The sequence below is a fragment of the Staphylococcus sp. HMSC056G08 genome (assembly GCF_001812305.1).
Taxonomy (GTDB): domain Bacteria; phylum Bacillota; class Bacilli; order Staphylococcales; family Staphylococcaceae; genus Staphylococcus; species Staphylococcus simulans.
The window spans coordinates 1-24,010 of the sequence record NZ_KV808447.1; the positions used below are offsets into that span (position 1 = coordinate 1).

The following is a 24,010-nucleotide window of genomic DNA, read 5'->3' on the forward strand; positions in this document are numbered from 1 at the left end:
TATCACCAGTCCTAAATAGTATAGAGCCCTTTTTATCCATTGGATAGAGAGGAGTTTATTTAATATACGTCACTTGTAGTTTTGTTTATTTGAAATACGAGTTTTATTTTCATTGTATTATTTTGACTATCGGTATAACATGAGGATATTAATTGAATTGTACAGAGAGAAAGAAGGGGATTGTTTGTGAGTCAGGTACATACATATCAAAAGCGACCGCCTACATTTTTGATTATTATCTTAGGGGCGCTGACAGCCATCGGTGCGTTATCCATCGATATGTTTTTACCAGGGCTGCCGCAAATCAGATCGGATTTTAATACAACTGCATCTGCGGCACAATTAACACTGACTTTATTTATGGTTGGATTAGCGTTTGGTAATTTGATTATGGGACCTTTATCAGATGCTTATGGAAGAAAGCAACCTTTAATTATAGTGATGGTCATCTATACTATCGCAAGTATAGGTATTGTTTTTTCAGTGAATATCACGATGATGATCAGTTTAAGATTGATTCAAGGTTTATGTGCAGGGGCAGCTGCGGTGATTTCACGAGCGATTGCCAGTGATATGTATCATGGAAAAGCTTTAACAAAATTCCTAGCTGTTTTAATGTTGGTGAATGGTGTCGCACCTGTGATTGCGCCAGCACTGGGCGGCATTATCCTATTATTTTCAACATGGCATATGGTCTTTATTATCTTAACGATTTTCGGGATTTTTATGGTATTCAGTACCTCTATACGTGTGCCAGAATCATTAAGTAAGCAAGCGAGAGAGCCAGCTGATATCAAATCAATTTTAATTCAATTCAAACGTTTGTTGAAGCGCCCGAGATTTGTTTTACCAATGTTGCTTCAAGGTATGACTTTTGTGATTTTATTCAGTTATATTTCAGCCTCTCCTTTTATTACACAACGTATTTATACACTTTCACCACAAGCGTTCAGTATTATGTTCGCAGTGAATGGTATCGGCTTGATTATTTCATCACAATTATCTGGTAAATTAGTTGATTACTTTTCACCTTTAGCAATAATGCGCGGTTATACTTGGGTTCAACTCGTCGGAGTTGTCTTGATTTCAATTGTGCTGATTTTCCACTTGCCCATTTTCTTTTTATTCATAGCTTTCTTTGTGTTAGTCAGCCCAGTAACAGGTATCGCAACACTTGGATTTTCAGTGGCGATGGATGAACGTACAGGAGGCGGGGGCAGTGCTTCTAGTTTACTCGGTTTAGTTCAAACATTAATCGGAGGCATCAGTACACCGTTAGTCGGTTTAATGGGTGAAAGCAGTTATATCCCTTATTTAATTATCATTTTTATCGCATCAATAGTATTAATAATACTTCATTTGATTACTGCCAGAGTCTTTGCGCAGCCGCTATCAGAGAATGAGTAGTGAAAATATATAAAGCAGTGTTTTATTTATTCATATAAAAAGAGGAAGTGTCTTCGTCAGACGCTCCCTCTTTGCTTATTATTGAGTATTTTAAGCTTGTTGTCTCATTTTAATAGTATTGACTAACATCGTTTGTGCCATTGCTTCAGGTGCTTCTGTACAATCACGTCTTAACCAAGTATGAATTACACCTAATTGGCCTCCGATTAAGTAATGTGCAAAGTAAATCTTATCTGAAATACGTGTATAATCATTCAACAATCGTTCGTAAGATTCATGTGTAAAAGTGACGAATTTAATAATCACATCTTTTTGTGGATGTGTGACAAAGATGGCACGAAAAAATCGTTGAAATCGATTAATGTATCTGAAGATAATACGGAAAAACTGAAGCAGCTTTTGATTATCCTTTTTAATGGTTTCAAAATCTTGATATACAATGTGCATTAACTTTTGATAACGCGACATGTGATAGTTTTGAATCTGTTCAAATAAATCGTATTTATCTTGGAAGTAGTCATAAAAAGTAGAACGGTTAATACCACTATATGCGCAAATCATTTTAATTGTGATTTCTTCTGGCGCATAGTTTTCCATCAGACCAATTGTATTTATAAATATTTTGATTCGAGCACGCTTTTTCATCTCTGCACCTCTTCGTTACACTTTAGAATCGCCCGACACATTTTTTAAAAGTGTTGGTGTTTTTTTAAGTTACATGTCTTTATACTATTAAAAGTGACTTTGAAAAGCAAATAGGAGGAAAGTATGTATGAAGAAGTTAATCATTATTAATATTGTGACAATCGTAGTGCTTGTGTTAATCGGCATCGGCGGATTTTACTATTATAACCAAGCAACAAGTTATATAAAAACAGATAACGCGAAAGTAGATGGTCAACAAATTAAAATTGCGAGCCCTGTTTCAGGTAAAGTAGAATCATTTGATGGCAAAGAAAATAAATACTATAAAAAAGATGAACAAATAGCAGAAGTAGCAGGTAAAGGAGAAGACGGTTCTCCACAAAAAATGGATATTAAAATGCCTCAAGCCGGAACTATTGTGAAAACAGATGCGCAAGAAGGCGGCATGGTTCAAGCAGGTTCTCCAATGGCATATGCTTATAATTTAGATGAATTATATATTACCGCAAATGTAGATGAGACAGACATTGGCGATGTTGAAAAGGGTAGAAAAGTAGATGTTAAAATTGACGGTCAAGATTCTAAAATGAAAGGTAAAGTAGAACAAGTCGGTAAAGCGACAGCTTCAAGTTTCTCTTTAATGCCTTCATCTAATAGCGACGGCAACTATACTAAAGTATCACAAGTCGTACCTGTGAAGATTTCACTTGAAAATGCACCGGCAAAATCAGTGGTTCCAGGTATGAATGCTGAAGTAAGTATTCATAAGTAAGGAGGTCAATCTATGACACTTGCTTTAATTATATATATTGTCGTTGCATTACTGATTGTATTGCTGATCAATGTTTTCTTAAGAAAACGTAAAACTTCTCAATCAGTACGTCAACCTAACCCCTCTCACATCAAACAAAATACTGATCCTTCAAGATTTAAAGCGAGCGATTTAGAAACATCAGATGAATCAACAGAGGAGACAGACTTAAAACAGACTCACTCAGATGAAACAGAAACTGAGTCCACATATGAACAAGAAACAACACAAAACTCAGAAACAGAAGAGACAAAACAACCTGCACAAGGCGATTCGGTCATGTATCGTTTTGGTAAAGGTGCAACACGTAATAAAGTCCTTGCGGCGATGTTGTTTGGGATGTTTATTGCGATTTTAAACCAAACATTATTAAATGTGGCGTTGCCTAAAATCAACAGTGATTTCAATATTACCGCGTCAACAGGTCAATGGTTGATGACTGGTTTTATGTTGGTAAACGGTATTTTAATTCCGGTCAGTGCCTTTTTATTCGACCGTTTTTCTTACCGTAAATTATACTTGTTCTCACTTGTTATTTTCACACTCGGCTCATTAGTGTGCGGGATTGCGATGAACTTCCCAGTTATGATGACTGGCCGTGTGCTTCAAGCAGCGGGTGCAGGGATATTAATGCCGCTAGGTTCTAATGTGATTATGACGATTTTCCCACCGGCTAAACGTGGTATGGCTATGGGTGTGATGGGCGTTGCGATGATTTTAGCGCCAGCCATCGGCCCGACATTATCAGGTTATATCGTTCAAAACTATCACTGGAATCTTATGTTTTACGGTATGTTCTTTATCGGTATTGTGGCGATTGTTGTCGGTTATTTCGGTTTCAAAATTTATCAACATACGTCTCAACCTAAAGCAGATGTCCCAGGTATTATTTTCAGTACATTAGGCTTCGGCGCGTTACTGTATGGTTTTAGTGAAGCAGGTAATGCAGGTTGGGGTTCAAATGAAATTATCGTTTCATTTACTATCGGAGTTATCTTTATTATCTTATTCATCTTAAGAGAGTTACGTATGAAGATGCCGATGTTGAACTTTGAAGTCTTGAAGTTTCCGACTTATGCATTAACAACACTTATTAACGTTATTGTCATGATGAGTTTATATGGCGGTATGTTATTATTACCGATTTATTTACAAGATTTACGTGGTTTTACCGCGATTGATTCAGGTTTATTACTATTACCAGGTGCTTTAGTTATGGGACTATTAGGTCCAATTGCTGGTAAATTGTATGACATGATAGGTATTAAACCACTTGCGATATTTGGTATCGCGGTTATGACATACGGAACATGGGAGTTAACGCATTTAACAATGGATACACCGTATTCGCATATTATGGGGATTTATATTTTACGTTCATTTGGTATGGCATTTATTATGATGCCGATTATGACAGCAGGTATGAATGCATTGCCAGCACGTTTAATTTCACATGGTAATGCCTTAGTGAACACATTGCGTCAATTAGCGGGTTCTATCGGTACAGCTATTCTCGTTACAGTGATGACGACACAAACAACTGAACACATGAATACGTTCGCACAAGATTTAGATAAAACGAATCCGGCGATTCAAGATCAAATGAAAGAAATGGCCATGCAATATGGCGGTCAAGAAGGCGCAATGAAAGTGATTATGACCTTCTTAAATAAACTTGCGACAGTTGAAGGTGTCAATGATGCTTTCTGGATTGCGACATTATTTAGCGCTATCGCATTATTCCTTAGTTTCTTTATTCAAAGTAAGAAAAAAGCAGATGCATTTGCGCAAGAACATGATCATTAAAAAATATTGAAGATATAAAGAAAGCACAGGTGCTGTATCTGTCGCTTTTTCTAATAAAAACGCCTCTGCGTCCTTTACGCAGGGGCGTTTCTTCAATTATGATTCATTTTTTAATTTGTAGGGTCTGTATTTGACGTGTTAGTTTGAGAATTCTTCGTAGGTGCTTTAAATGGCCACCAGTTTCCTTGATTGAATGATTGTGCAACCGAAGGAATGAAGAGTGGTAATAAGAGTACGTTATAAATGATAAGTCCGATAATAATCACAGTCGCAATTTCCATAAGTGTTAAGGCACCAGAAGTATAAAGTGCTGCGACAGTACCGACTAAAATGACACATGCGGTCATGATAACTGTACCCATCTTACGCATTGAAGTGATGATGGCGTCAGTGACTGAATGACCTTGTTCGACTTCTTCGGTGAAGCGGTTGACTAAGAAGATTGCGTAGTCGATACCTAAAGCCATGAGTACAACAAAGCTGAAGAATGGAACAACTAATGAGAGGCCACCCATATCAAATAAGTTTGTAAAGATTAAGTTTGAAATACCGATAGATGCATAATATGTGATTAAAATAGATGCGATCATATAAATCGGCATAATAATTGAGCGTTCAAAGATTAACAGTACAATAAATAAGAACACTGTAATCAATGCGATGGCTTTACTCATATCACTATTGACTGTTTTTTCTAAGTCATTGTTTTGTGATGATGTGCCACCAAACTCAATATCACTGTTTTCGAATGATGTACCTTTGACTTGATGATCGACAGTTTCGTGTATCGTATCTACAGTCTGCATAGCTGATTTAGAGAAAGGATCTCCTTTTAATTCAACAGTCATTAAGAGTACCTTACCATTGTCTTCGCTATACTGTTTAACCGAATCTTTTAAATCTGTATTTTTCAACATATCATCTGTGATATGCATACCAGACTTGTCGATGTTTTTGTCATCGGCCATTTCTTTTAAGCGTTGTTGAATCTGAGTTTGTCCGTCTTGAACTTGTGAAATACCATTTTGTGATTGTTCTAACCCTTGTGCTAATTGACCAGACTGTCCAGTAACTTGTTGAACAGCTTGTTGTGGTGGAAGTTGAGAACTTTGTTGCAGCATTTGTTGTACACGTTGTTGTTCTGTTAGAGGTTTAACTTGTGACCGCATCTCACCTAAACCATTGTTGACTTGATCGAGTCCTTGATTCGTTTCATTTAACTTGCCTTGAATGACATCTAGTTGATGCGATGCTGAAAGAGATTTAATCGGTTCTCCGGTAGGGCGTGTAATCGTGCTGACACTATCGACACCTTTTATTTTTTCAATTGATTGTGCCAAGACTTCAGCATCATTCACACCTTTAGAAGTTGTCAGTTTATGATCATCTGCGATTGCAATATTTACTGGGAATGCTTGTCCCATAGTGAAGTCATCTTTAATGATATTGATGGCTTTGATGGAATCATATTGATTACTGATTTCATTAGTATTGTCGAATGAAATTTTATTAGGTGCGAAAATAATAATTGGTACCAAAATTACTAACACAATGACAAGGCCTAAGAAAGAACGTTTCGTTGTAAATTGGCCCAACGTGCCCCATAATTTACTATCTTTGTGTGTACCAGCATTTCTGCTTGGCCAGAATATTTTTTCACCCGTTACCATTAATAGTGTAGGCAGCAAGGTGAATAAGATAATCATCAGACATAGCACACCGATTGCGATACCCATCGCTGAACGGAAGAGACTAAACTCTACAAAGAATAATGCCGCAAAGCCGACTAATACTGTAATGGCACAGATTAAAATCGTGCGTCCGCCATTTTTGAAAGTGTTAAATACAGCTTGATAATTGGATTGTTTTTTACTCAACTCTTCTTTATAACGGTTAAGTAATAAAATACAGTAATCCGTACCAATACCAAACAGCAACGCGATTAAGAACGGTTGAATATAGATGGAAATTGGAAAATCGATATATTTAACAAGCAGTGCCAAAATACCTTGTGAGAATAAATAAGAAATACCAACTAAAAGTAATGGTACAAAAGGTGTAACTACAGAACGGAATACTAAGAATAAAATACCGAGAATTAAAATGACTGTAATAATTTCAGTCTTCTGCAGGCCTTCGTTCACACTCTTGTTGATGTCATCATTGATGATTTCATTACCAGTTAAATAAGAAGACTTAAAGTCTTGATGAATATGATTGATATCATCCGCAGCATTTAAAGTCTTAGTTTTATCATCTGTCGTTTCTATAGGAATGAGCACAGTTTTTTTATTATCTGCCACTAATTTGTCTTCAATGTCCTTACTTTCGACAGGATTAATGACATTTTCAACATGTTTCACTTTTTTGATGTCTTTAACATAGTCTTTAAGCTGTTGACGACTTGTTTTATCTAGAGGTCGATCTAACTTGACGACAGCGCTGATACTTTCGGAATCAGCACCGACTGCTTTTAATTTATTTGTATATTGTTGTGAGGTCATATTATCAGGAGGCTTTATATCACCTTTATCTTCAGCTAATTTTGTTAAATTAGGTGCGAAAATTAAAGTACAAGCCACCATTATCACAACAATAATTGAAATTAGCCATCTGAATTTCAATATTGTTTTCATTTTCTATATTGACTCCTTTTTTATAAAATTTCCTCATACTTTTTAGTTGAGAGGTGTTAACTATATCTATGATAAAGAGAATTGAGTTTATTGTAAAGTTAAATGTTTGAGAAAATTGAATATAAAAAAGCAACAACTCGGTGTGAGCTGTTGCGTAGTCATTAACTATTTAATTCGAATACGACGGTTTCTGAAGAATAAGCTGATAAAGAGTAAACCGAAACAACACGCGAGTAATACGGTCGCATTACTTATCGCTTCACCTGTGACTAAGATTTTATCAGGTGAGAGGTTAATAAAGTATTGTTGTAATGTTTCAGATACGCGTTTCGCTGTTTCTTCAACGATATAAGCCAGGCCGAAAGGAATCGCAAACATAATGGCGATTAAGACCATATTGACAATTTTTATCGCAGTACGATTAAAAATCAATGTTAAAACCGTCAAAATCAAACTGAGAATACCTGCGAAGAAAAAGGCGTAAAAGGCCAGTTTCAATTTGCTGATATTATCTTGCAGTTGGCTGATTTGTGTTAAATCAACATTTTGACTCGAGATGTTTTGCAGTGTCTCTTGGAAATTCAAGATTTGTGAAAAACGAATGGGTTCATTCACGAGTAAAATATTGAAAATAGGTTCTTTCAGCATACTGTAAATCGAGATAATTGTCAGAATCAATACGATGATTTGAATGATTAAGCTGACGTAAGAACGCTTCTTTTTAGGTGCGAAATACTGGCCGCGTTGAAGCGGTACTCGATCTAAAGGAGCTTTATCAGCCCGTCGTAAATTATTTTGAGCCATAATGGACCAAATACCTCCCTTTGAAGAAAGAAGAACAGAATGATTTATATATTCTTATAACTTATCTTCTGACTGTATTGTATATATTTTATCACTGATGACTTGAATCACATAGTACTTTCCTTGTGTTTCGTAGAGTTGTGCTACAGCCAGACCTTCTTCATAATAAGTTTGGTTGGTCGTGTTGTTTGATGGGATTTCACTATGAAGTTGTGATAATTGTGTTGTTAAATCTTGTTTTGTATTTTGAATTAAAGTCGTGATGTCTTGATTGGTTTCTGTTCTTTGTAATTGATTTTGTAGCGTATCTATCATTTGACGTTTACCTTGTATAATCGCATGCATAATACCACGTTCAAATAATTTATAGTCAGGCCCCTTAGTTACATTGTCTTTGCGTTGATTGAGCTCGCTAAGTTCGACTTTGACATCGTCCGTTAAATCCAACAAAGTTACTTGAAGTTCTTCTTGAAGGGATAAACTCATTTAGAATCTCCTTTTTGAGGTATTTCAATACGATGTCCCAGTTGTTTTGGCCAATCAACCTTAGGTTGTGTGTTGTAGTAAAGTTCAACATTGCGCATAAATGTTTCTGGGAAAGGAGCTGATTTTTCACTATCACAATCGATACCCATCATCATTTGTTCATTCGTTGCGACAATGTTGCCTTGTTCGTTGCGCATAATTAAAAAGAAATGCAGACGCTTATAGTCATAGTTATAAAGATGAATATCAATTTGATAATTATCATCCAACTTAAGCTGGGATAAGAATGTTGTGTGTTCTTCAATTGTGAAAATCGTGTAGTTTAACTGCTTACGTTCGTCTAATGAAAGACCGTTATTATAGTTGAATTCATTCGTTGCTTGGCTGAACGCTTCGTTATATTGTGAATCATGCATATGCTGATTATGATCAATCATAGATTTTTCTACTGTACCTGTTAATGTAAATAGGTTGCTCATTAAAAAACTCCTTTACCGATTATTATTTTTTTATTTATCATGTATTGTTTTATACTTTATAACCCTCCATAATATACAAATCAATAGGGATAACTTCAAACATAATTAATACTAAAAATGATAAACTAATTTTATGACATAGGGGAGGGAAACGCATGAGTATGTCCATATATTATCAAACTCATTCACATGGCTTCAAAACAGTAGAAGACAAGCGTGATATTCCGTCAGATGCGACGGTGATTTGGTTTGATTTGAATGAACCGACTGAACAAGAAAATAAATTTTTATTAGATAACTTTGATTTTAACCCATTAGAAGTTGATGATACTATACATGCTAATCCAAGGGCGAAGTATAAGAATTATGGAGAATATCAAAATATCGTGTTTCATCGACTTTCAGAACAAAACTATCAAGTTGAAGTCTTGAATATTTTCATTAAAAACAATATCTTAATCACATATCATCATCAGCCGATTGATGAAATTGAAGCAGTTCACAAGCAAGTCACTGCTCATTTCGATAAAGATTTAGATTGCGATGATATCGTTCTATATATCCTTGACCATATTGTGGATGAATATTTCAATCACGTGGAAAAGATATCAGATAAAGTGTTTATGTTTGAAGATGAACATGGAGGAGAACGTACCAACAAGTATATGATGGACGATTTGTTTGATTTACGTTCTGATATTATCAAGATGAACCGAATCATCATGCCAATGAAAGAGTTGATTGATACGTTGCAATATTCGAGTGCTTTAGTGAGAGATGAAAGGCATAGAATGTATATTCAACATATTAAAGATCATATCGTCAAAGAAGAAAATATGTTGAGAACAGCGCAGGATATCACGAAAGAAATCAGAGACAATTTTGAATCATATACTACATATAGAATGAACCATGTCATGCAGATATTAACTATTGTTTCAATGATTTTCATGCCATTAACATTGCTTGCGGGGATATACGGAATGAACTTTGAATATATGCCAGAATTGAAATGGCATTATGGTTACTTTATATGCCTAGGATTGATGGTGCTAATTACGTTATGGTGCCTTTGGTTCTTCAAACGTAAAAATATGCTTTAGCATGATTTGAAATGGGAACATTAAAAACTGGAACGAATGTCAGTTGATTGATACACTATCACTAATACATGAAAGAAAAGAAAGTAGGAAAGACAATGAGCGACTCTAAAAGGGAACAACGAAAAGATGATCACGTAAAAATTGCGATGGCACAAACTGATCCGAAACTAACTGATTTTGATCGTGTCAGATTTGTTCATCATTCTATTCCGAGCGTGGATGTAGACCAAGTAGATTTATCAGTCAAATTACCAGACTTTGACTTAAGTTCACCCCTATACATTAATGCCATGACAGGCGGCAGTGAATGGACAAAACAAATCAACGAAAAGCTTGCGGTAGTTGCGAGAGAGACAGGGCTTGCAATTGCGGTAGGTTCAACACATGCTGCATTACGTAATCCAAAAACTGCAGATTCATTCAATATTGTAAGAGAAAAGAATCCAGAAGGTATTTTGTTTAGTAATGTCGGTGCAGATGTGCCTGCAGACTTAGCTAAGAAATCTGTAGAGATGTTGGATGCAAATGCACTGCAAGTACATGTCAATGCACCACAAGAACTTGTAATGCCAGAAGGTAATCGTACATTTTCAAATTGGATGGAAAACTTGAGCTTAATTGTTCAAACAGTTGATGTACCTGTGATTGTGAAAGAGGTCGGTTTCGGTATGAGCAAAGAAACGATAGAAGCTCTATATGAAATCGGTGTACGTTATGTAGATGTCAGCGGCCGCGGCGGTACGAACTTTGTTAATATCGAAAATGAACGCCGTGATTTAAAAGATATGTCTTACCTTCAAAATTGGGGACAATCAACAGTCGAATCTTTATTAGAAAGCCAATCACTACAAAATAAAATGATTGTATTTGCGAGCGGCGGTGTACGTAACCCGCTGGATGCTGTGAAATGTATTGCGCTAGGTGCAGATGCAGTAGGTATGTCTCGACCTTTCTTAGAACAAGTTGAAAATAATGGGATTACACAAACTGTAGAATATGTAGAAGCGTTTCTTGAACAAATGAAACGAATTGCGACGATGTTGGATGCATCAAATATTCAAGATTTACAACAAACGTCAGTCATTTTTGATCAATATCTAAAAAATTGGATAGAACAACGTGGATTAAAATAGAAAATAGCACAAGAATCATTGTATGAAAATATACAAAAATAAGTGGAAATATAAGGAGAGCGGTTCAACTGGTAGAGGGTTGAACCGCTTTTTTAGTAACAAATTGGTTTTGGTATAGGCAATCACGAAGAGCTGGACCTTTGAGTCCATAGGCTCTGGCAACGCTTACACTTATTATAGAACATTAATTTGCACAAAGCAATTAGATTCATAAAAAATGATGGATTGTACAAAATAAAATGATTGGTAAATAACAAAATTACAGATGAGTATTATTTAGTACCTATAAGAAACATTTTGACATAAATGTGTATTGATTTATATCTATCTTTAGAAACTGAGCTGAATTTATAATAGGAGTATATTAATTCTCTGTCGAAGGGGGTCAGGGAGTGAGACCTAGTTATTCACAATTCAAAGAAACCGTGCTGATAGAACCGACATCACCAGTTGTTGAACCGTTTTTATACTATTATGATAAGAACCAACATCACATCTCAGGGCTACACATCAGTATAGAAGTTGAGTTAAATAATTGGAATGTTTCTCTCGAAAACAATATCAACACGAATATTATTACAGCCAGTCATACTTTTAAAGTTAATCGTGCTGAAAATAATGTGAAGTATCATTTGGTTGTCATAACACCCGAGACAAATACCGCTATGATAATAGACATCAATCAGGATTTGCGTATAGAGTTGAGTCGTTCATCGACAAAATATATATACGACATAACCAACTATTTGATTAGTGGCGAGAATTATATATATACTGCTTATTTAAGCTGTCAACTGACTCATCATAATTTACAAAATTTCAAAATTGAACGTATTTTTAATGAATGCTTTATCTTAAAAACTTCTACGTGATTTTGAGTGGTCGGACTGTTAAATAAACTATCATACAGTGCTTCAACTCTAAATTTTAAAATATGGACACTAACTTTTTTCAAAGAATGTTAACATATATACATGAATGATTACATCCAAAGTAATAAAGGATGAGTCTTGACAGTTGTTTGTGTGTGACTCCAACATAAGCAATGTGACAGATTAAATAAGCAAAATGATTTAGAAACTTAGGGTAGACTATTTACAGATTGTAATAGTTTTTGTGAATTGATGAGATGTCCTTGTCTATGATATATAGATGAGGGCATTTTTGCGTAGTTAGAAAAAGTTGGAAATAGAGTCGTCCTAAATACTCTATTCAAAATAAAGCCACAACATTTTGACATATCTGTTAAAAGTATGGCTATCCTCTTCTAAATTCTATATATTGTGGTAATTTAGTATTTAGAACACAAGATATAGTGGAAAAGGGGAATTCTATGTTGAAACTAGAAGAGAGCTTAAGTCGCTTAATTAATAAAGATCCGACAGTAGTTAATGAAAACGCGAATAAAGACAGTGAAACATTTACGACAATGCGTGACTTAACTGCAGGTGTCGTTTCAAAATCATATGCCTTAGAACACTTATTACCAAAACATGTGGCAGCAGCACATTTAAATGGAGATATTCATTTCCATGATTTAGATTATCACCCATTCCAACCTCTAACAAACTGTTGCTTGATTGATATTAAAGGGATGTTGGAAAAAGGGTTTGAAATTGGTAATGCACAAGTAGAATCACCAAAGTCCATTCAAACTGCGACAGCACAAATCGTTCAAATTATTGCGAACGTATCAAGCAGTCAATATGGTGGTTGTACAGTTGATCGTATTGATGAAGTATTAAGTCAATATGCAGAATGTAACGCCAGAAAACATCGCAAAATCGGAGAAAAGTTTGTATATCCTGAACAATTGGATGATTATGTCCGTACGCAAACTGAAAAAGATATTAAAGATGCGATGCAAAGTTTAGAATATGAAATTAATACACTTTATACGTCTAATGGACAAACACCTTTCGTGACACTAGGTTTCGGCTTAGGCACAGATACATACAGCCGAATGATTCAAAAGGCAATCTTGAAAACTCGTATTCAAGGTTTAGGGCATCATCATGTGACTGCCATTTTCCCTAAATTGGTTTACTCCATTAAAAAAGGTGTCAATTTTGCGCCTGAAGATATCAACTATGATGTAAAACAGTTAGCTTTAGAATGTTCTACTAAACGTATGTATCCAGATATTTTGAACTATGATAAAACCGTTGAAATTTTAGGTGATTTTAAAGCGCCAATGGGTTGTCGTTCATTCTTACCAGCATGGCAAAACGAAAAAGGTGAAAATGAAAACAGCGGTCGTTGTAATTTAGGTGTTGTTACTTTGAACTTACCGCGTATTGCGATTGAAACAGAAGGCGATCCAGCTGCATTCTGGAGATTACTTGATGAACGTATGACATTGATTCATGATGCATTAGTTTATCGCATTGAACGTATTCAATCTGTGATTCCAAATAACGCACCAATCCTTTATAAAAGCGGTGCATTCCATAATCGCTTAAAAGAAGATGATAATGTGATGGAATTATTCAAACATAAACGCGCAACTATATCTATGGGCTATATTGGTCTTTATGAAGCAGCAACTGTTTTTTATGGACCTAACTGGGAAACAAATCCAGAAGCGAAAACATTCACATTAGACATTTTAAGACGCATGAAAGATTTCCAATATCAATGGACAGATGATTACGATATTTTCTTCAGCTTATACAGTACACCAAGTGAATCATTAACAGATCGATTCTGTCGTTTGGATACAGAACGTTTTGGATTAATCCCAAATATCACAGATAAAGGCTATTACCAAAACTCTTTCCATTACGATGTACGTAAAGCAGTGTCACCGTTTGAAAAATTGGATTTTGAAAAAGATTATCCTTTCTTAGCGAGCGGCGGTTATATTCATTATTGTGAGTATCCTAAATTAACACATAATACAAAGGCGCTAGAAGCGGTATGGGACTATTCATATGATAAAGTCAGTTATTTAGGTACGAATGCGCCGATAGACAAATGCTATGAATGCGGATTTGAAGGGGACTTTAAAACAACAGCACATGGCTATGAATGTCCACATTGCGGTAATCATGATCCTGATACAGTAGATGTGGTTAAAAGAACTTGCGGCTATCTTGGTAATCCTGTTCAAAGACCAACGATTGAAGGGCGTCATAAAGAAATTGCTGCACGTGTGAAACATATGAAAGGAAACGAATAACGATGTTATATGCACAAGTTGAAACTGGACAAGGTTATCTCGCAAAGATTGAAGAAGAATCGTTTGTGGATGGAGAAGGGGTCAGATGCAGTGTGTATGTATCAGGTTGTCCTTTTGCATGTGCCGGCTGTTATAATGTCGCAGCACAAAAATTTAAATATGGCACACCTTTTACAGATGAAACGTTGACTCAAATCCTTGATGCTTGTGCACCAGATTATATTGCTGGGTTAAGCCTGTTAGGCGGCGAACCATTTTGTAATATAGACATTATCCAACCCTTGATTGAAGCATTCAGAGCACGTTTTGGTCATACTAAAACGATTTGGGTTTGGTCTGGTTTTATGTTTGAGAATTTAAAACATAATACAAAAGCACGTAAAGAACTTTTAAAACAAATTGATGTCTTAGTAGATGGACCTTTTGTCCAACAACTTTATCAACCAGGCTTAGCATTCAAAGGTTCGCTGAATCAACGTGTCATCAATGTACCTTTATCTCTACAAACAAATACCATTATAGAACTATGAAAAAAGTGGTCTCTCCTGAACATAAGGAGGACCACTTTTTTCGTTTATCAATAACTATTAAATTTAGTATCCATTTAAGATTTCCAAGTTTCTTGTGCGGGTTTCATCTCAGATTTCCGCATACGTGAAACGTAAGGGTTACCCTCTACAGTAAAGCGTAATGGTTTATGTGTCCATTCGCCTTTATTAGGAATGCCGATACGTGGACTTTCAACAATGTCAACTGGATAACGACGTTGTTTTGTATCGATTTTTAGAGGGCCTTCATTTAATTTAAAACCATCTAAGGCCATTGTCATATTAAAGGCACGTGTCCATTTACCTGGACCGTTTGTTAAATCTATACCATCTTTACCGTTACGATTTTCTTTCATTTGTTCAGTAATCGTTTCGGGTTCTAGTGCACGGATTAGTACCCCTTGGGCAGTACCTGCTGGTTGTGTCACAAAGTTGATTAATAGATGTGTATGCATGACATGTGCATAGATTGTACCGCCATCTTTATACATGGATTGTACACGAGGTGTATTTCGTCCATTGTACGTATGAGCAGCTTGATCAACATCGCCTAAATAGGCTTCTGTTTCAACGATATAACCTGCATACGTTTGTTCACCATCGTCGAATTGGACTTTAACTCCTAATAGATCACGTGCGATTTCCTCGGTTGTGCGATGAATAAAATCCATGACTTTCCTCCTCATCTATTTAATACAGTACTTTCTATTTTACGCAAAGATGATAAGGAAAAACAATATTTCGTTTGAAGAAGAAGTTTGTAGATATTGTAAAGTTCAGAAAAACTATGCTAATTTTACAATAAATCTGTTAAAATAAAAAGAATAGTTTTAAATAACTATTACCTTTTAAAAGACATAAAAGAGTAAGTTGTAATACATAGAAGTATCGTAAAACAAAAAGTTAGAGAGAGGAGGATGTGTATGATAAGACGTGTTGGGTTTTTAGAAGCGTTTAAACTTTTCTGGAAAAATTATGTTAATTTTACAGGCAGATCGACACGCTCAGAATATTGGTTTGCGGCGTTATGGATGTTGATTTTATATGCGCCATTAACTTTTGTGATGATTTTAGGAACCATATTTTTAGTCGGTGGGGCTGCAGTTGATTCCAGTGGAGTAGCAGTTATGGGTATGATTTTATTCCTCATCTGCATGTTGGTTTATGTATTGTTTGCCTTAGCTACATTTATTCCAACTTGGGCTGTTATGATCAGACGTTTTCATGATACAGGCAGAACTATGGTGACGCCGATTGTTATGTTCGTATTGAGCATTGTGATGAATGTGTTTAATTTTGTACTTAATATGGATGAATCAACTGAACTAACACCAGCGTTAATTATATTTTTAATTATCAGCTTGGTCTATTTAGGTTTGTGGATTTATGTCCTTGTAGTGCTTTGTCTACCGAGTCAAGATAAAGATAATAAATATGGTCGCAGTCCTTATGTGCATCGCTTTGAACAAGGTAATGCGCCAGCCTCTAATACATCGCATGCTAAATCAGTTCAATCGACAAAAGGCAGTACGACCAGTCATGATTCAGGTTCAGATTTTTAATTTTGCTAGCGTTTATTGAGATAAGCATCTATTAGAAAGTAGTTCATATAGAATCTAAAAAATGGAGGAGATATACGATGCATGAACAACACAAAAAGAGTGTCGGATTCGTAGAAGCTTTTGTTTTATTCTGGAAACGTTACATTAATTTCAACGGGAGATCACGACGTTCAGAGTTCTGGTTTATGGTACTATGGACAATGATTATTAACATTGTATTGAATAGTCTGGATGCTTTATTAGGTTTGAATCAAAATTTTGATAATACTTCTTTTGGTTTAACAACACTTTTTGAAATTGCAAGCTTCATTCCAGGGGTCGCTTTGCTTACAAGACGTTTCCATGATACAGGCAATACAATGGTGGTCCCAATTATCTTTTCTGCGCTATTAGTAATAGAACGTATTCTTTTATTTGTGGATTTAGGAGATGGCATGTTTGCTACAATTGTAGATGCCATTATCTCTATTGCACAGCTAGTATTTGTAATTTGGGTGATTGTCGTAGGTGTACAAAAGTCACAAGAAGGTCACAATGCTTATGGCCCAGAGCCTGTTGGGCAACGTTACAAACACGCCTAAAATCGAATAACAAAATAACAACATGGACGATACTTTTATATAGAAGGTATCGTCTTTTTGTTTATTATATATGTCAATTTGACTAATATACTTGTCAAATTGACTATTATCATATAGCATGTGTATTAACGGAGGTAAGGCGCATGAAAACACGATTAAAAGAATTGCGGGCACGAGATGGCTATAATCAAACACAACTTGCGAAAAAAGCAGGGATTTCACGACAAACCGTCTCATTAATTGAACGAAATGAATTTATGCCTTCCGTACTGACTGCCGCAAAAATTGCGCGGATATTCGGAGAACGCATTGAAGATATTTTCATTTTCGAGGAGGACGACTATGAGTAGCACGAAAAAGAATTGGAAATATGCAGGGAAAATCACATTAGGTGGACTAGCAGGCGGATGTGTAGGATTACACTTCAGTTTTCTAGGTAACCATTCATCGTTACAACTGTTCGATTTTCAAGCAACCATTATTACCACACTGTTTACTATACTTTTAATTATAGGTATTGGTATTGTAATGAAATTGCAGCTATCCCAAGCTAAAAATTACAAGCATCTTTCAGAAGAAGATGAAGTGTTAGGAGATCATTATGATACTTTGTTCAATCGTAAGTTTTTCAACGCTTCAGTATTGAGCCATCTCAGTACATTTGTTGCGTTAGCGAATATTATTTTAGTCACTACGTTTAAATTTGCCAATAATCATTGGGAGGTTTCAGTCATCCCTTTTTTAATTTCATCAATTTTTAGTGTGATGTATCAAATCTATTTGCCTAAATTAGATTCAAGATTACCAAATCCTAATGATGAACAATATGGAGATAAAATGATGAAAGCGATGGATGAAGGCGAGAGATATGTTACATTTTCAGCGATATTTAAGTTATTTCAATATAACTTACTTGCATTAACTATTTTGATTCTCGTATTGGCATTCTATTCAGCAATTACAGGTCATACACAATCATTAGCTTTAACACTGCTATTTATCTTGTTTGTCTTTAATGTTAGTTTTTATTACATAAAAATTCACAAGTATTATAAAAGCAAATAAGTGTAAATTCTTTGTGAACAGTTTGTAAAGTTAGATATTTAATAATATTATTATCATATGCTTATGGTATGTGATTAACAGAGTTGCTTTTCCAACACCAACGATAAGGAGTGATGTACGATGGCTTTAGTTTTAGAAGATGTGACAAAGCAATATGGCGATAAGACAGTGGTCAACGATATTTCATTAACACTTGAAAAAGGGAAGATGTTAGGGTTCTTAGGACGAAATGGTGCTGGGAAGACGACAACATTCCGCATGATTTTAGGACTGACACCATTGACAAAAGGGATCGTTACATATAATGGTGAAAAGATGGGTGAACATATGTTTAACCAAGTAGGTTATCTGCCTGAAGAACGTGGTTTGCATCCAAAAATGAAAGTCGCAGATGAGTTGCGTTATCTTGCGACTTTAAAAGGAATGTCAAAAAAAGATTTTAATCAAGCGTTAGACTATTGGTTAAATCGCTTTGAGATTAACGAGAACAGAGATAAGAAAATTGAATCATTATCTAAAGGTAACCAACAAAAAATTCAATTGTTAGCTAGTTTGATTCATAAACCTGAATTATTGATTTTAGATGAACCTTTCAGTGGTTTAGATCCAGTAAATGTAGAATTATTAAAATCAGCAGTTAAAGATCTGAACGAACAAGGGACTACTATTATTTTCAGTTCACATCGTATGGAGCATATAGAAGAACTGTGTGATGATATCTGTATTTTGAATCATGGTGATTTAGTTTTACAAGGCGACATACAATCGATTAAAGATCAATTTGATTTGAAGAAAATTGTGATTGAAACTGAAGATGCTTTAGAAAATTTAGAAGAAGTTGAAGGTGTTACACGTGTAGAACGTTCAAAACGTATGATTACTGTTTCTGTAGAAAATCAAGCAGCCGCAAAACGTGTCTTTGACGTAGTAGCTCAACATGGGTTTGTGAAACGATTCCAAGTGCTTGAACCTTCAATTCAAGATATTTTTATTCAACAGGTAGGTGATATTCATGAATAAATTTTTAGCTACGTTCAATTTGACGTATAAGAATAAAGTGAAATCACGCGCATTTATCATTATGACGGTCATTTTAGCAGTGATTATTATTGCGGCAGCTAACTTCAATAAGATTATCGATTTGTTTGATAACGGGCCAGATAAAATCGGCATTGCTTCTAATGAACCGAAAATTGCGCAAATGGTCAAAGCACAAAGCAAACATATTGAAGAAAAAGGTACAGAATTTAAAATCTTATCTAAAGAACAAGCGTTAAAAGAAATAAAGAAAGATAAAATTGATAAAGCTTATATCATTGATCAACAAGGACAAAAAATTAAAGGCGAAGTTGTTAGTAAAGACGCACCTTCTGATGAGAGTGTTCAAAAATTAGAAAGTATTTTAACACCGATTCAAACCCAAGCAGCAGCGCAACAAATTAATTTAAGTCCAAAAGAACTTTCTGATTTACAACAAAAAAGTGAAGTCACTTCAAAAGCAATCGGTAAAGGTGGCTCAGATACTTCTCAAAGCAATAAATTTTTAAATTGGATTATTTTATATGCGGGCATCATGTTGATGTTCCTGGTGATTATGAACTATGCCAACCAAGTAGCGATGGAAGTTGCGACAGAAAAAACATCACGCGTTATTGAAATGGTCATTACGAGTATTTCACCTGTGAAGCATATCTTAGCTAAAATTCTAGCGATGATTTGTGTCGCTTTTACACAAGTGTTGATTTTAGTTGTGATTGGTGCCGCAGCACTGTATTTTTCAGATGCAGGCGACTTAATGAAAAAGTTTGATATGACTATGACACCTACGACAACACGATTGATTATTGTCGGCGTACTTTCTATCATTATCGGCGTGGTTTCATATACTGTATTAGGAACAATTTTAGGCGCACTTGCGACACGTATTGAAGATTTAAATCAGTCGTTGATGCCGATGACAATTATTAGTTTCATTGCTTTTTATATCGCATTATTCAGTATGAACAATCCAGATATGATGTTAGCTAAAGTAGCAAGCTTTATTCCATTGTTATCACCATTCTTATTATTTGTTAGAGCTTCGACACCGAATTTGGAACTATGGGAAATCATAGTGAGCATGGGTTTATCTGTAATCGTACTTGTTTTACTCGTATGGATAGCAGTGAGAAGTTATCGTGATTCAGTTTTAACGTTCGATAAGAATATCTTTAAAGCGTTGAAACGTGCAATTAAAAAATAAAAATGACAATCCTATAAAAAGATTTCTAAATGGCGCATGGTTTACTGTATTTCATCTAGTAAACCATGCGCCTTATTGTTAAAATATAAAGTGAGGAAAGTATTATAAAAAATAGGTGGCAGTCAGTATATGATGTATCCAATTGCAATTTTTATTTTAGCAGGGCTGTGTGAAATCGGCGGCGGTTATTTAATTTGGTTGTGGTTGAGAGATGCACAATCACCGTTGTTAGGGATGCTTGGAGGTATCCTGTTAATTACATACGGTATCATCGCAACATTCCAAGTATTTCCAACATTCAGCAGAGTATATGCAGCATATGGCGGTGTGTTCATTGTCATGAGTATTATATGGGGATATGTTTTTGATAAACAGATGCCAGATAAATATGATGTCATCGGCGGCATTGTATGTATTATCGGTGTCTTGATTATGTTGCTGCCTGATAGAGGCTGATGATTTTCATCGGGCAAGGAAAGGGTGTATTGAAATGATGTTTACAGAAGTGGAGCACCAAAGAAACGGTTTGGATTTAATCAAGGTTGATAACGACCAAGCGAAAATTATCTTTTCAAATTTTGGGGCGCGTATTGTGTCTTGGAAGTATGAAGATAATAATATTGTGTTAGGAAATGTCGTTGAAGCGGATGAGTATTACCATGAAAATCCGTATTACTTCGGCGCAAGCGTCGGTCGTTTTGGGGGACGTATTGAAGACGGACGTTTTGAATTAGAGGGTAAAACTTACCAACTTGAACAAAATGATCCGCCTCATCATTTACACGGCGGTTTTCACGGAATTAATAAACACTATTTTGATTATGAAATTAAAGATGACAATGGCGGCTATATTCAAATTATCTTTACTACAACTGTTAAATCAGCAGATGATCATTACCCGGGCGATATTAAACTAAAGATTATACATACGTATGATATCGACAATCGATGGACGATTGAATATAGTGCAGAAGCAACAGAAACAACGTTATTTAATCCGACTAACCACGTTTATTTCAACTTGAACAGAGATAATAAAGAGGTAAACAACCATATCTTAACAAGTTCAACATTGAAAATGCATTTATTAAATGACAAGAATTTACCAACGCTTAATGATAATGTAGATTTAATTCAGGTATTAGGTAAACAATCAATGCGATTTGAAGATATCGGCAAAGCTGAAGATGAACGATTACATGCTCAAATTGAACGTTATCATGGCTTAGATCATCCATTTACAATCGGTGATGAACTGACTGTTGAAAATAGCCAATTCTTATTGAAAATGAAAACAGATATGCCACATGTGGTTATCTTTACTTTTAATGAAACCAGCAATTGGGAAAGTGATATGAACATTTATAAACCACACTCAGGTTTTACTTTAGAAGCACAATGCTTACCAAATGATATTAATTTACTAGGAGAAGAAGCACCTTCTATTTTACGTAAAGGTGACACATTCTTTTCTAAAACAACGTATCAAATTATAGAAAAATCTGAGTAATATAATGACAAGGAGTATTCAGTGATGGATGTTAGAGCGTTAAAATTACAAACTGTGAAAGACGCAGTCTCAGAAATTAAAGATGGTATGGTTGTCGGTATTGGTACAGGCAGCACGATTGAACTCTTATTACCGCATATCGCGAAATTATTAGATGATGGCGCTACAATTACAGGCGTTTGTACGTCTAATAAAACCGCATTGCTTGCGAAAGAATTAGGGATTACGATTGTTAACGTCAATGATGTCGAGCATATTGATGTGGCGATTGATGGTGCAGATGAATTTGATCCGCAATTAAATTTAATCAAAGGCGGCGGTGGTGCACTGTTTCGTGAAAAAGTTATTGATGAAATGGCTGAACGCTTTGTGGTCATCGCAGATGAAACGAAACAAGTAGACTACTTAGGCCAAACTTTTAAATTGCCAGTAGAAGTTGATCGCTTCAACTGGATGCTAGTAGCGAAAAAAATAGAGAAAGATACTAAAGCAAAAGTATCACGTCGTAACGTGGAAGACATTACCTTTATCACAGATAATGATAATTATATTTTAGATGTTGAATTACCACCAAACACTGATCCATATGACATGCATGAATATTTAATTCATTTAACAGGTGTATTAGAAACTGGATACTTCTTAGATCTTGCTGACCGTGTAATTGTCGGTAAACAAGAAGGTGTCGAAATTATTGATAAGGTCTAAAGAGACTTATTTTATTTAAATGAATAGGTTAAAAAGAAGCGCTGACAGATAACTGAATGATATCTGCCAGCACTTTTATAATATAGCGATTCACTTATTTAGGTTCGTCTGTGTCTTTAGTTTGTGCGGGTTCATCGTCTTTGATAGATTCAGAATCGTCTGTTGAATGTTCAGGCTCTGTATCTTCAGTGACTGGTGTAGTTTCTTCTGTTTGTGCAGTTTCTGATACTGCAACATCTTCGTCTTCTTCATCTTTTGGATAGTCTAAAGGATTGTTCGGTTCAACTTCCTCTAAAGAATCTTTTGTGAAGAAATAGAAAGCTGCTCTGATAAGCAGACTGAGTAAGATGAAAACAGCGCCTACAAGTGCTGTGCTTAATGCGATTACTTTCATAGAGAAGACGTCTCCTAGTTCTTCACTGAAGAAGAAGACTAATCCAAATGACATTAAAGCATGGAATGCTACAGCAATGTAAATTGTACGTCCTTTAGTACCTCTGATCAATTCGCCGATAATCATTGAGAATGCGAAGTGATACAACAAGTTATATAATGTGAATTCTAATGTATAAGTCGTATTCACATTCCATAAGGCATATAGGATACCGATCAGGATAGATGCGAATAACGTATTCGTTTTTGTTTCTACGACATTTTGCAAGTATGAACGGAAACCGAATTCTACAAAGAATGCCATTAAAAGATGTCCGATTAAAATAGATGTGACAGACACAGATAAGTTTTTAGATTGTAAAATAATAAAACTGTCTGCGTAAGTATTAAAGGCAAACATACAAATAATACAAATCACAAGCGGTAAGATTAAAGCTAAAATAATGCGTTCAATCACTTTAAAACTGATTGTGAATTTTAAACTTGCGAGCTGAGCGCGTTTATTTCGAAATACAATTAAGCAGATAATAGCTGCGATAAATGGCGCAAGTGTACTCAAATCAAAGACAAAGCGTTTGAATGGAACTTGGCCTTGAAAATCTTTCAGTACCAATGGGAGTGCGTATGCAAGTACATAGAAGACAAAGATCGTCATAGCCCATTGGAAACCTGATATGCGTTTCGTGTCCATTATGAAACCTCCAATAATTACGGCGATATCCATACATTTTTATATTAACTTCTATCATATAATACATTACAAACAGAGTGAACCCTTAAGTATGTATTGAGAGTTTTAACCGTATTTTTAAGCGTATGGATATACATAATAACCTAATAGTATTATACATCTCAATAAAACATAAATAAATCACTTCCCCTGAAATGACTTCTAAATGAAATCTCGTTG

24 protein-coding genes are annotated in these 24,010 nt (G+C 35.3%); 17 read left to right on the plus strand and 7 right to left on the minus strand.

Translation table 11 applies throughout. The annotated features are described in order from the left end of the window. Positions 1–186: 186 nt before the first annotated feature. A complete protein-coding gene (locus HMPREF2846_RS02975; RefSeq protein ID WP_070625648.1) occupies positions 187–1,407 on the plus strand; it encodes a putative multidrug effflux MFS transporter TcaB in 1,221 nt (406 codons plus the stop codon). Between the two features lie 90 nt (positions 1,408–1,497). Here HMPREF2846_RS02975 and HMPREF2846_RS02980 read toward each other — a convergent pair whose 3' ends face one another. Continuing rightward, the gene (locus HMPREF2846_RS02980; RefSeq protein WP_002479693.1) at positions 1,498–2,052 is read right to left on the minus strand and encodes a TetR/AcrR family transcriptional regulator; all 555 of its coding nucleotides are present in this window, start codon (positions 2,050–2,052) and stop codon (positions 1,498–1,500) included. Between the two features lie 127 nt (positions 2,053–2,179). Here HMPREF2846_RS02980 and HMPREF2846_RS02985 point away from each other — a divergent pair, with 127 nt between their 5' ends. Together HMPREF2846_RS02985 and HMPREF2846_RS02990 are read left to right on the plus strand one after the other, a co-directional pair. Further along, positions 2,180–2,824, plus strand: coding sequence for an HlyD family secretion protein (locus HMPREF2846_RS02985; protein WP_002479692.1), 645 nt, complete (start codon positions 2,180–2,182; stop codon positions 2,822–2,824). Between the two features lie 12 nt (positions 2,825–2,836). Next, on the plus strand, positions 2,837–4,669 hold the full coding sequence (locus HMPREF2846_RS02990; protein WP_057509949.1) for a DHA2 family efflux MFS transporter permease subunit: 1,833 nt from the start codon (positions 2,837–2,839) through the stop codon (positions 4,667–4,669). Positions 4,670–4,779: 110 nt separating this feature from the next. Here HMPREF2846_RS02990 and HMPREF2846_RS02995 read toward each other — a convergent pair whose 3' ends face one another. From HMPREF2846_RS02995 to HMPREF2846_RS03010, 4 genes are all read right to left on the minus strand, one after another. Beyond that, positions 4,780–7,305: an MMPL family transporter gene (locus HMPREF2846_RS02995; protein ID WP_070625650.1), complete on the minus strand. Its 2,526-nt coding sequence runs from the start codon at positions 7,303–7,305 to the stop codon at positions 4,780–4,782. A gap of 165 nt (positions 7,306–7,470) precedes the next feature. After that, positions 7,471–8,109, minus strand: a complete 639-nt coding sequence (locus HMPREF2846_RS03000) for a hypothetical protein (protein WP_002479689.1) — start codon at positions 8,107–8,109, stop codon at positions 7,471–7,473. 54 nt (positions 8,110–8,163) lie between these two features. After that, entirely contained in the window at positions 8,164–8,595 is a 432-nt protein-coding gene (locus HMPREF2846_RS03005) for a hypothetical protein (RefSeq protein ID WP_070625653.1), read from the minus strand. Continuing rightward, positions 8,592–9,074 (minus strand): thioesterase family protein, encoded by a 483-nt coding sequence (locus HMPREF2846_RS03010; protein WP_070625655.1) that lies wholly within the window; start codon positions 9,072–9,074, stop codon positions 8,592–8,594. The genes HMPREF2846_RS03005 and HMPREF2846_RS03010 overlap by 4 nt, the downstream gene beginning before the upstream one ends. 155 nt (positions 9,075–9,229) lie before the next feature. Here HMPREF2846_RS03010 and corA point away from each other — a divergent pair, with 155 nt between their 5' ends. From corA to nrdG, 5 genes are all read left to right on the plus strand, one after another. Further along, a complete protein-coding gene (corA, locus tag HMPREF2846_RS03015) occupies positions 9,230–10,177 on the plus strand; it encodes a magnesium/cobalt transporter CorA (RefSeq protein ID WP_070625657.1) in 948 nt (315 codons plus the stop codon). A 95-nt stretch (positions 10,178–10,272) separates the two neighbouring features. Beyond that, entirely contained in the window at positions 10,273–11,310 is a 1,038-nt protein-coding gene (gene fni / locus HMPREF2846_RS03020; RefSeq protein WP_070625659.1) for a type 2 isopentenyl-diphosphate Delta-isomerase, read from the plus strand. A 392-nt stretch (positions 11,311–11,702) separates the two neighbouring features. Continuing rightward, complete coding sequence (locus HMPREF2846_RS03025; RefSeq protein WP_070625661.1) at positions 11,703–12,182, plus strand: hypothetical protein; 480 nt, start codon at positions 11,703–11,705, stop codon at positions 12,180–12,182. Between the two features lie 461 nt (positions 12,183–12,643). Continuing rightward, complete coding sequence (gene nrdD / locus HMPREF2846_RS03030) at positions 12,644–14,491, plus strand: anaerobic ribonucleoside-triphosphate reductase (RefSeq protein WP_070625663.1); 1,848 nt, start codon at positions 12,644–12,646, stop codon at positions 14,489–14,491. Between the two features lie 2 nt (positions 14,492–14,493). After that, positions 14,494–15,021: an anaerobic ribonucleoside-triphosphate reductase activating protein gene (nrdG, locus tag HMPREF2846_RS03035; protein WP_057509940.1), complete on the plus strand. Its 528-nt coding sequence runs from the start codon at positions 14,494–14,496 to the stop codon at positions 15,019–15,021. A 74-nt stretch (positions 15,022–15,095) separates the two neighbouring features. On the opposite strand, the gene HMPREF2846_RS03040 is transcribed toward nrdG, so the two are convergent. Further along, positions 15,096–15,710 carry a DNA-3-methyladenine glycosylase gene (locus tag HMPREF2846_RS03040; protein WP_002479681.1) on the minus strand — a complete coding sequence of 205 codons (615 nt, stop codon included), beginning with the start codon at positions 15,708–15,710 and terminating at the stop codon, positions 15,096–15,098. Positions 15,711–15,962: 252 nt separating this feature from the next. Here HMPREF2846_RS03040 and HMPREF2846_RS03045 point away from each other — a divergent pair, with 252 nt between their 5' ends. The 9 genes from HMPREF2846_RS03045 (at position 15,963) to HMPREF2846_RS03085 (ending at position 22,707) form a co-directional block, all read left to right on the plus strand. After that, the gene (locus HMPREF2846_RS03045) at positions 15,963–16,601 is read left to right on the plus strand and encodes a DUF805 domain-containing protein (protein WP_023015043.1); all 639 of its coding nucleotides are present in this window, start codon (positions 15,963–15,965) and stop codon (positions 16,599–16,601) included. Positions 16,602–16,678: 77 nt separating this feature from the next. Continuing rightward, positions 16,679–17,182 (plus strand): DUF805 domain-containing protein, encoded by a 504-nt coding sequence (locus tag HMPREF2846_RS03050; RefSeq protein ID WP_070625665.1) that lies wholly within the window; start codon positions 16,679–16,681, stop codon positions 17,180–17,182. Between the two features lie 143 nt (positions 17,183–17,325). Further along, a complete protein-coding gene (locus HMPREF2846_RS03055; protein WP_002479678.1) occupies positions 17,326–17,532 on the plus strand; it encodes a helix-turn-helix transcriptional regulator in 207 nt (68 codons plus the stop codon). Beyond that, the gene (locus tag HMPREF2846_RS03060; protein WP_070625667.1) at positions 17,525–18,247 is read left to right on the plus strand and encodes a DUF3169 family protein; all 723 of its coding nucleotides are present in this window, start codon (positions 17,525–17,527) and stop codon (positions 18,245–18,247) included. Before HMPREF2846_RS03055 ends, HMPREF2846_RS03060 begins: the two co-directional genes overlap by 8 nt. 120 nt (positions 18,248–18,367) lie before the next feature. Next, a complete protein-coding gene (locus HMPREF2846_RS03065; protein WP_023015039.1) occupies positions 18,368–19,267 on the plus strand; it encodes an ABC transporter ATP-binding protein in 900 nt (299 codons plus the stop codon). After that, complete coding sequence (locus tag HMPREF2846_RS03070; RefSeq protein WP_057509936.1) at positions 19,260–20,489, plus strand: ABC transporter permease; 1,230 nt, start codon at positions 19,260–19,262, stop codon at positions 20,487–20,489. The genes HMPREF2846_RS03065 and HMPREF2846_RS03070 overlap by 8 nt, the downstream gene beginning before the upstream one ends. Positions 20,490–20,618: 129 nt before the next feature. Further along, positions 20,619–20,945, plus strand: coding sequence for a YnfA family protein (locus HMPREF2846_RS03075; protein ID WP_002479674.1), 327 nt, complete (start codon positions 20,619–20,621; stop codon positions 20,943–20,945). Between the two features lie 37 nt (positions 20,946–20,982). Next, the gene (locus HMPREF2846_RS03080) at positions 20,983–21,999 is read left to right on the plus strand and encodes an aldose epimerase family protein (protein WP_037556172.1); all 1,017 of its coding nucleotides are present in this window, start codon (positions 20,983–20,985) and stop codon (positions 21,997–21,999) included. Between the two features lie 21 nt (positions 22,000–22,020). After that, positions 22,021–22,707: a ribose 5-phosphate isomerase A gene (locus tag HMPREF2846_RS03085; RefSeq protein WP_070625669.1), complete on the plus strand. Its 687-nt coding sequence runs from the start codon at positions 22,021–22,023 to the stop codon at positions 22,705–22,707. 94 nt (positions 22,708–22,801) lie between these two features. On the opposite strand, the gene HMPREF2846_RS03090 is transcribed toward HMPREF2846_RS03085, so the two are convergent. After that, positions 22,802–23,791, minus strand: coding sequence for a peptidoglycan release complex CPBP-like subunit SdpC (locus HMPREF2846_RS03090; RefSeq protein WP_002479671.1), 990 nt, complete (start codon positions 23,789–23,791; stop codon positions 22,802–22,804). Positions 23,792–24,010 lie beyond the last annotated feature (219 nt).

What these genes read in the sequence shown, in the direction of transcription:
- HMPREF2846_RS02980 (WP_002479693.1), bottom strand. Translation starts at nt 2,052, where the DNA reads ATGAAAAAGCGTGCTCGAATCAAAATATTTATAAATACAATTGGTCTG.
- HMPREF2846_RS02985 (WP_002479692.1), top strand. Translation starts at nt 2,180, where the DNA reads ATGAAGAAGTTAATCATTATTAATATTGTGACAATCGTAGTGCTTGTG.
- HMPREF2846_RS02990 (WP_057509949.1), top strand. Translation starts at nt 2,837, where the DNA reads ATGACACTTGCTTTAATTATATATATTGTCGTTGCATTACTGATTGTA.
- HMPREF2846_RS02995 (WP_070625650.1), bottom strand. Translation starts at nt 7,305, where the DNA reads ATGAAAACAATATTGAAATTCAGATGGCTAATTTCAATTATTGTTGTG.
- HMPREF2846_RS03000 (WP_002479689.1), bottom strand. Translation starts at nt 8,109, where the DNA reads ATGGCTCAAAATAATTTACGACGGGCTGATAAAGCTCCTTTAGATCGA.
- HMPREF2846_RS03005 (WP_070625653.1), bottom strand. Translation starts at nt 8,595, where the DNA reads ATGAGTTTATCCCTTCAAGAAGAACTTCAAGTAACTTTGTTGGATTTA.
- HMPREF2846_RS03010 (WP_070625655.1), bottom strand. Translation starts at nt 9,074, where the DNA reads ATGAGCAACCTATTTACATTAACAGGTACAGTAGAAAAATCTATGATT.
- corA (WP_070625657.1), top strand. Translation starts at nt 9,230, where the DNA reads ATGAGTATGTCCATATATTATCAAACTCATTCACATGGCTTCAAAACA.
- fni (WP_070625659.1), top strand. Translation starts at nt 10,273, where the DNA reads ATGAGCGACTCTAAAAGGGAACAACGAAAAGATGATCACGTAAAAATT.
- nrdD (WP_070625663.1), top strand. Translation starts at nt 12,644, where the DNA reads ATGTTGAAACTAGAAGAGAGCTTAAGTCGCTTAATTAATAAAGATCCG.
- nrdG (WP_057509940.1), top strand. Translation starts at nt 14,494, where the DNA reads ATGTTATATGCACAAGTTGAAACTGGACAAGGTTATCTCGCAAAGATT.
- HMPREF2846_RS03040 (WP_002479681.1), bottom strand. Translation starts at nt 15,710, where the DNA reads ATGGATTTTATTCATCGCACAACCGAGGAAATCGCACGTGATCTATTA.
- HMPREF2846_RS03045 (WP_023015043.1), top strand. Translation starts at nt 15,963, where the DNA reads ATGATAAGACGTGTTGGGTTTTTAGAAGCGTTTAAACTTTTCTGGAAA.
- HMPREF2846_RS03050 (WP_070625665.1), top strand. Translation starts at nt 16,679, where the DNA reads ATGCATGAACAACACAAAAAGAGTGTCGGATTCGTAGAAGCTTTTGTT.
- HMPREF2846_RS03055 (WP_002479678.1), top strand. Translation starts at nt 17,326, where the DNA reads ATGAAAACACGATTAAAAGAATTGCGGGCACGAGATGGCTATAATCAA.
- HMPREF2846_RS03060 (WP_070625667.1), top strand. Translation starts at nt 17,525, where the DNA reads ATGAGTAGCACGAAAAAGAATTGGAAATATGCAGGGAAAATCACATTA.
- HMPREF2846_RS03065 (WP_023015039.1), top strand. Translation starts at nt 18,368, where the DNA reads ATGGCTTTAGTTTTAGAAGATGTGACAAAGCAATATGGCGATAAGACA.
- HMPREF2846_RS03070 (WP_057509936.1), top strand. Translation starts at nt 19,260, where the DNA reads ATGAATAAATTTTTAGCTACGTTCAATTTGACGTATAAGAATAAAGTG.
- HMPREF2846_RS03075 (WP_002479674.1), top strand. Translation starts at nt 20,619, where the DNA reads ATGATGTATCCAATTGCAATTTTTATTTTAGCAGGGCTGTGTGAAATC.
- HMPREF2846_RS03080 (WP_037556172.1), top strand. Translation starts at nt 20,983, where the DNA reads ATGTTTACAGAAGTGGAGCACCAAAGAAACGGTTTGGATTTAATCAAG.
- HMPREF2846_RS03090 (WP_002479671.1), bottom strand. Translation starts at nt 23,791, where the DNA reads ATGGACACGAAACGCATATCAGGTTTCCAATGGGCTATGACGATCTTT.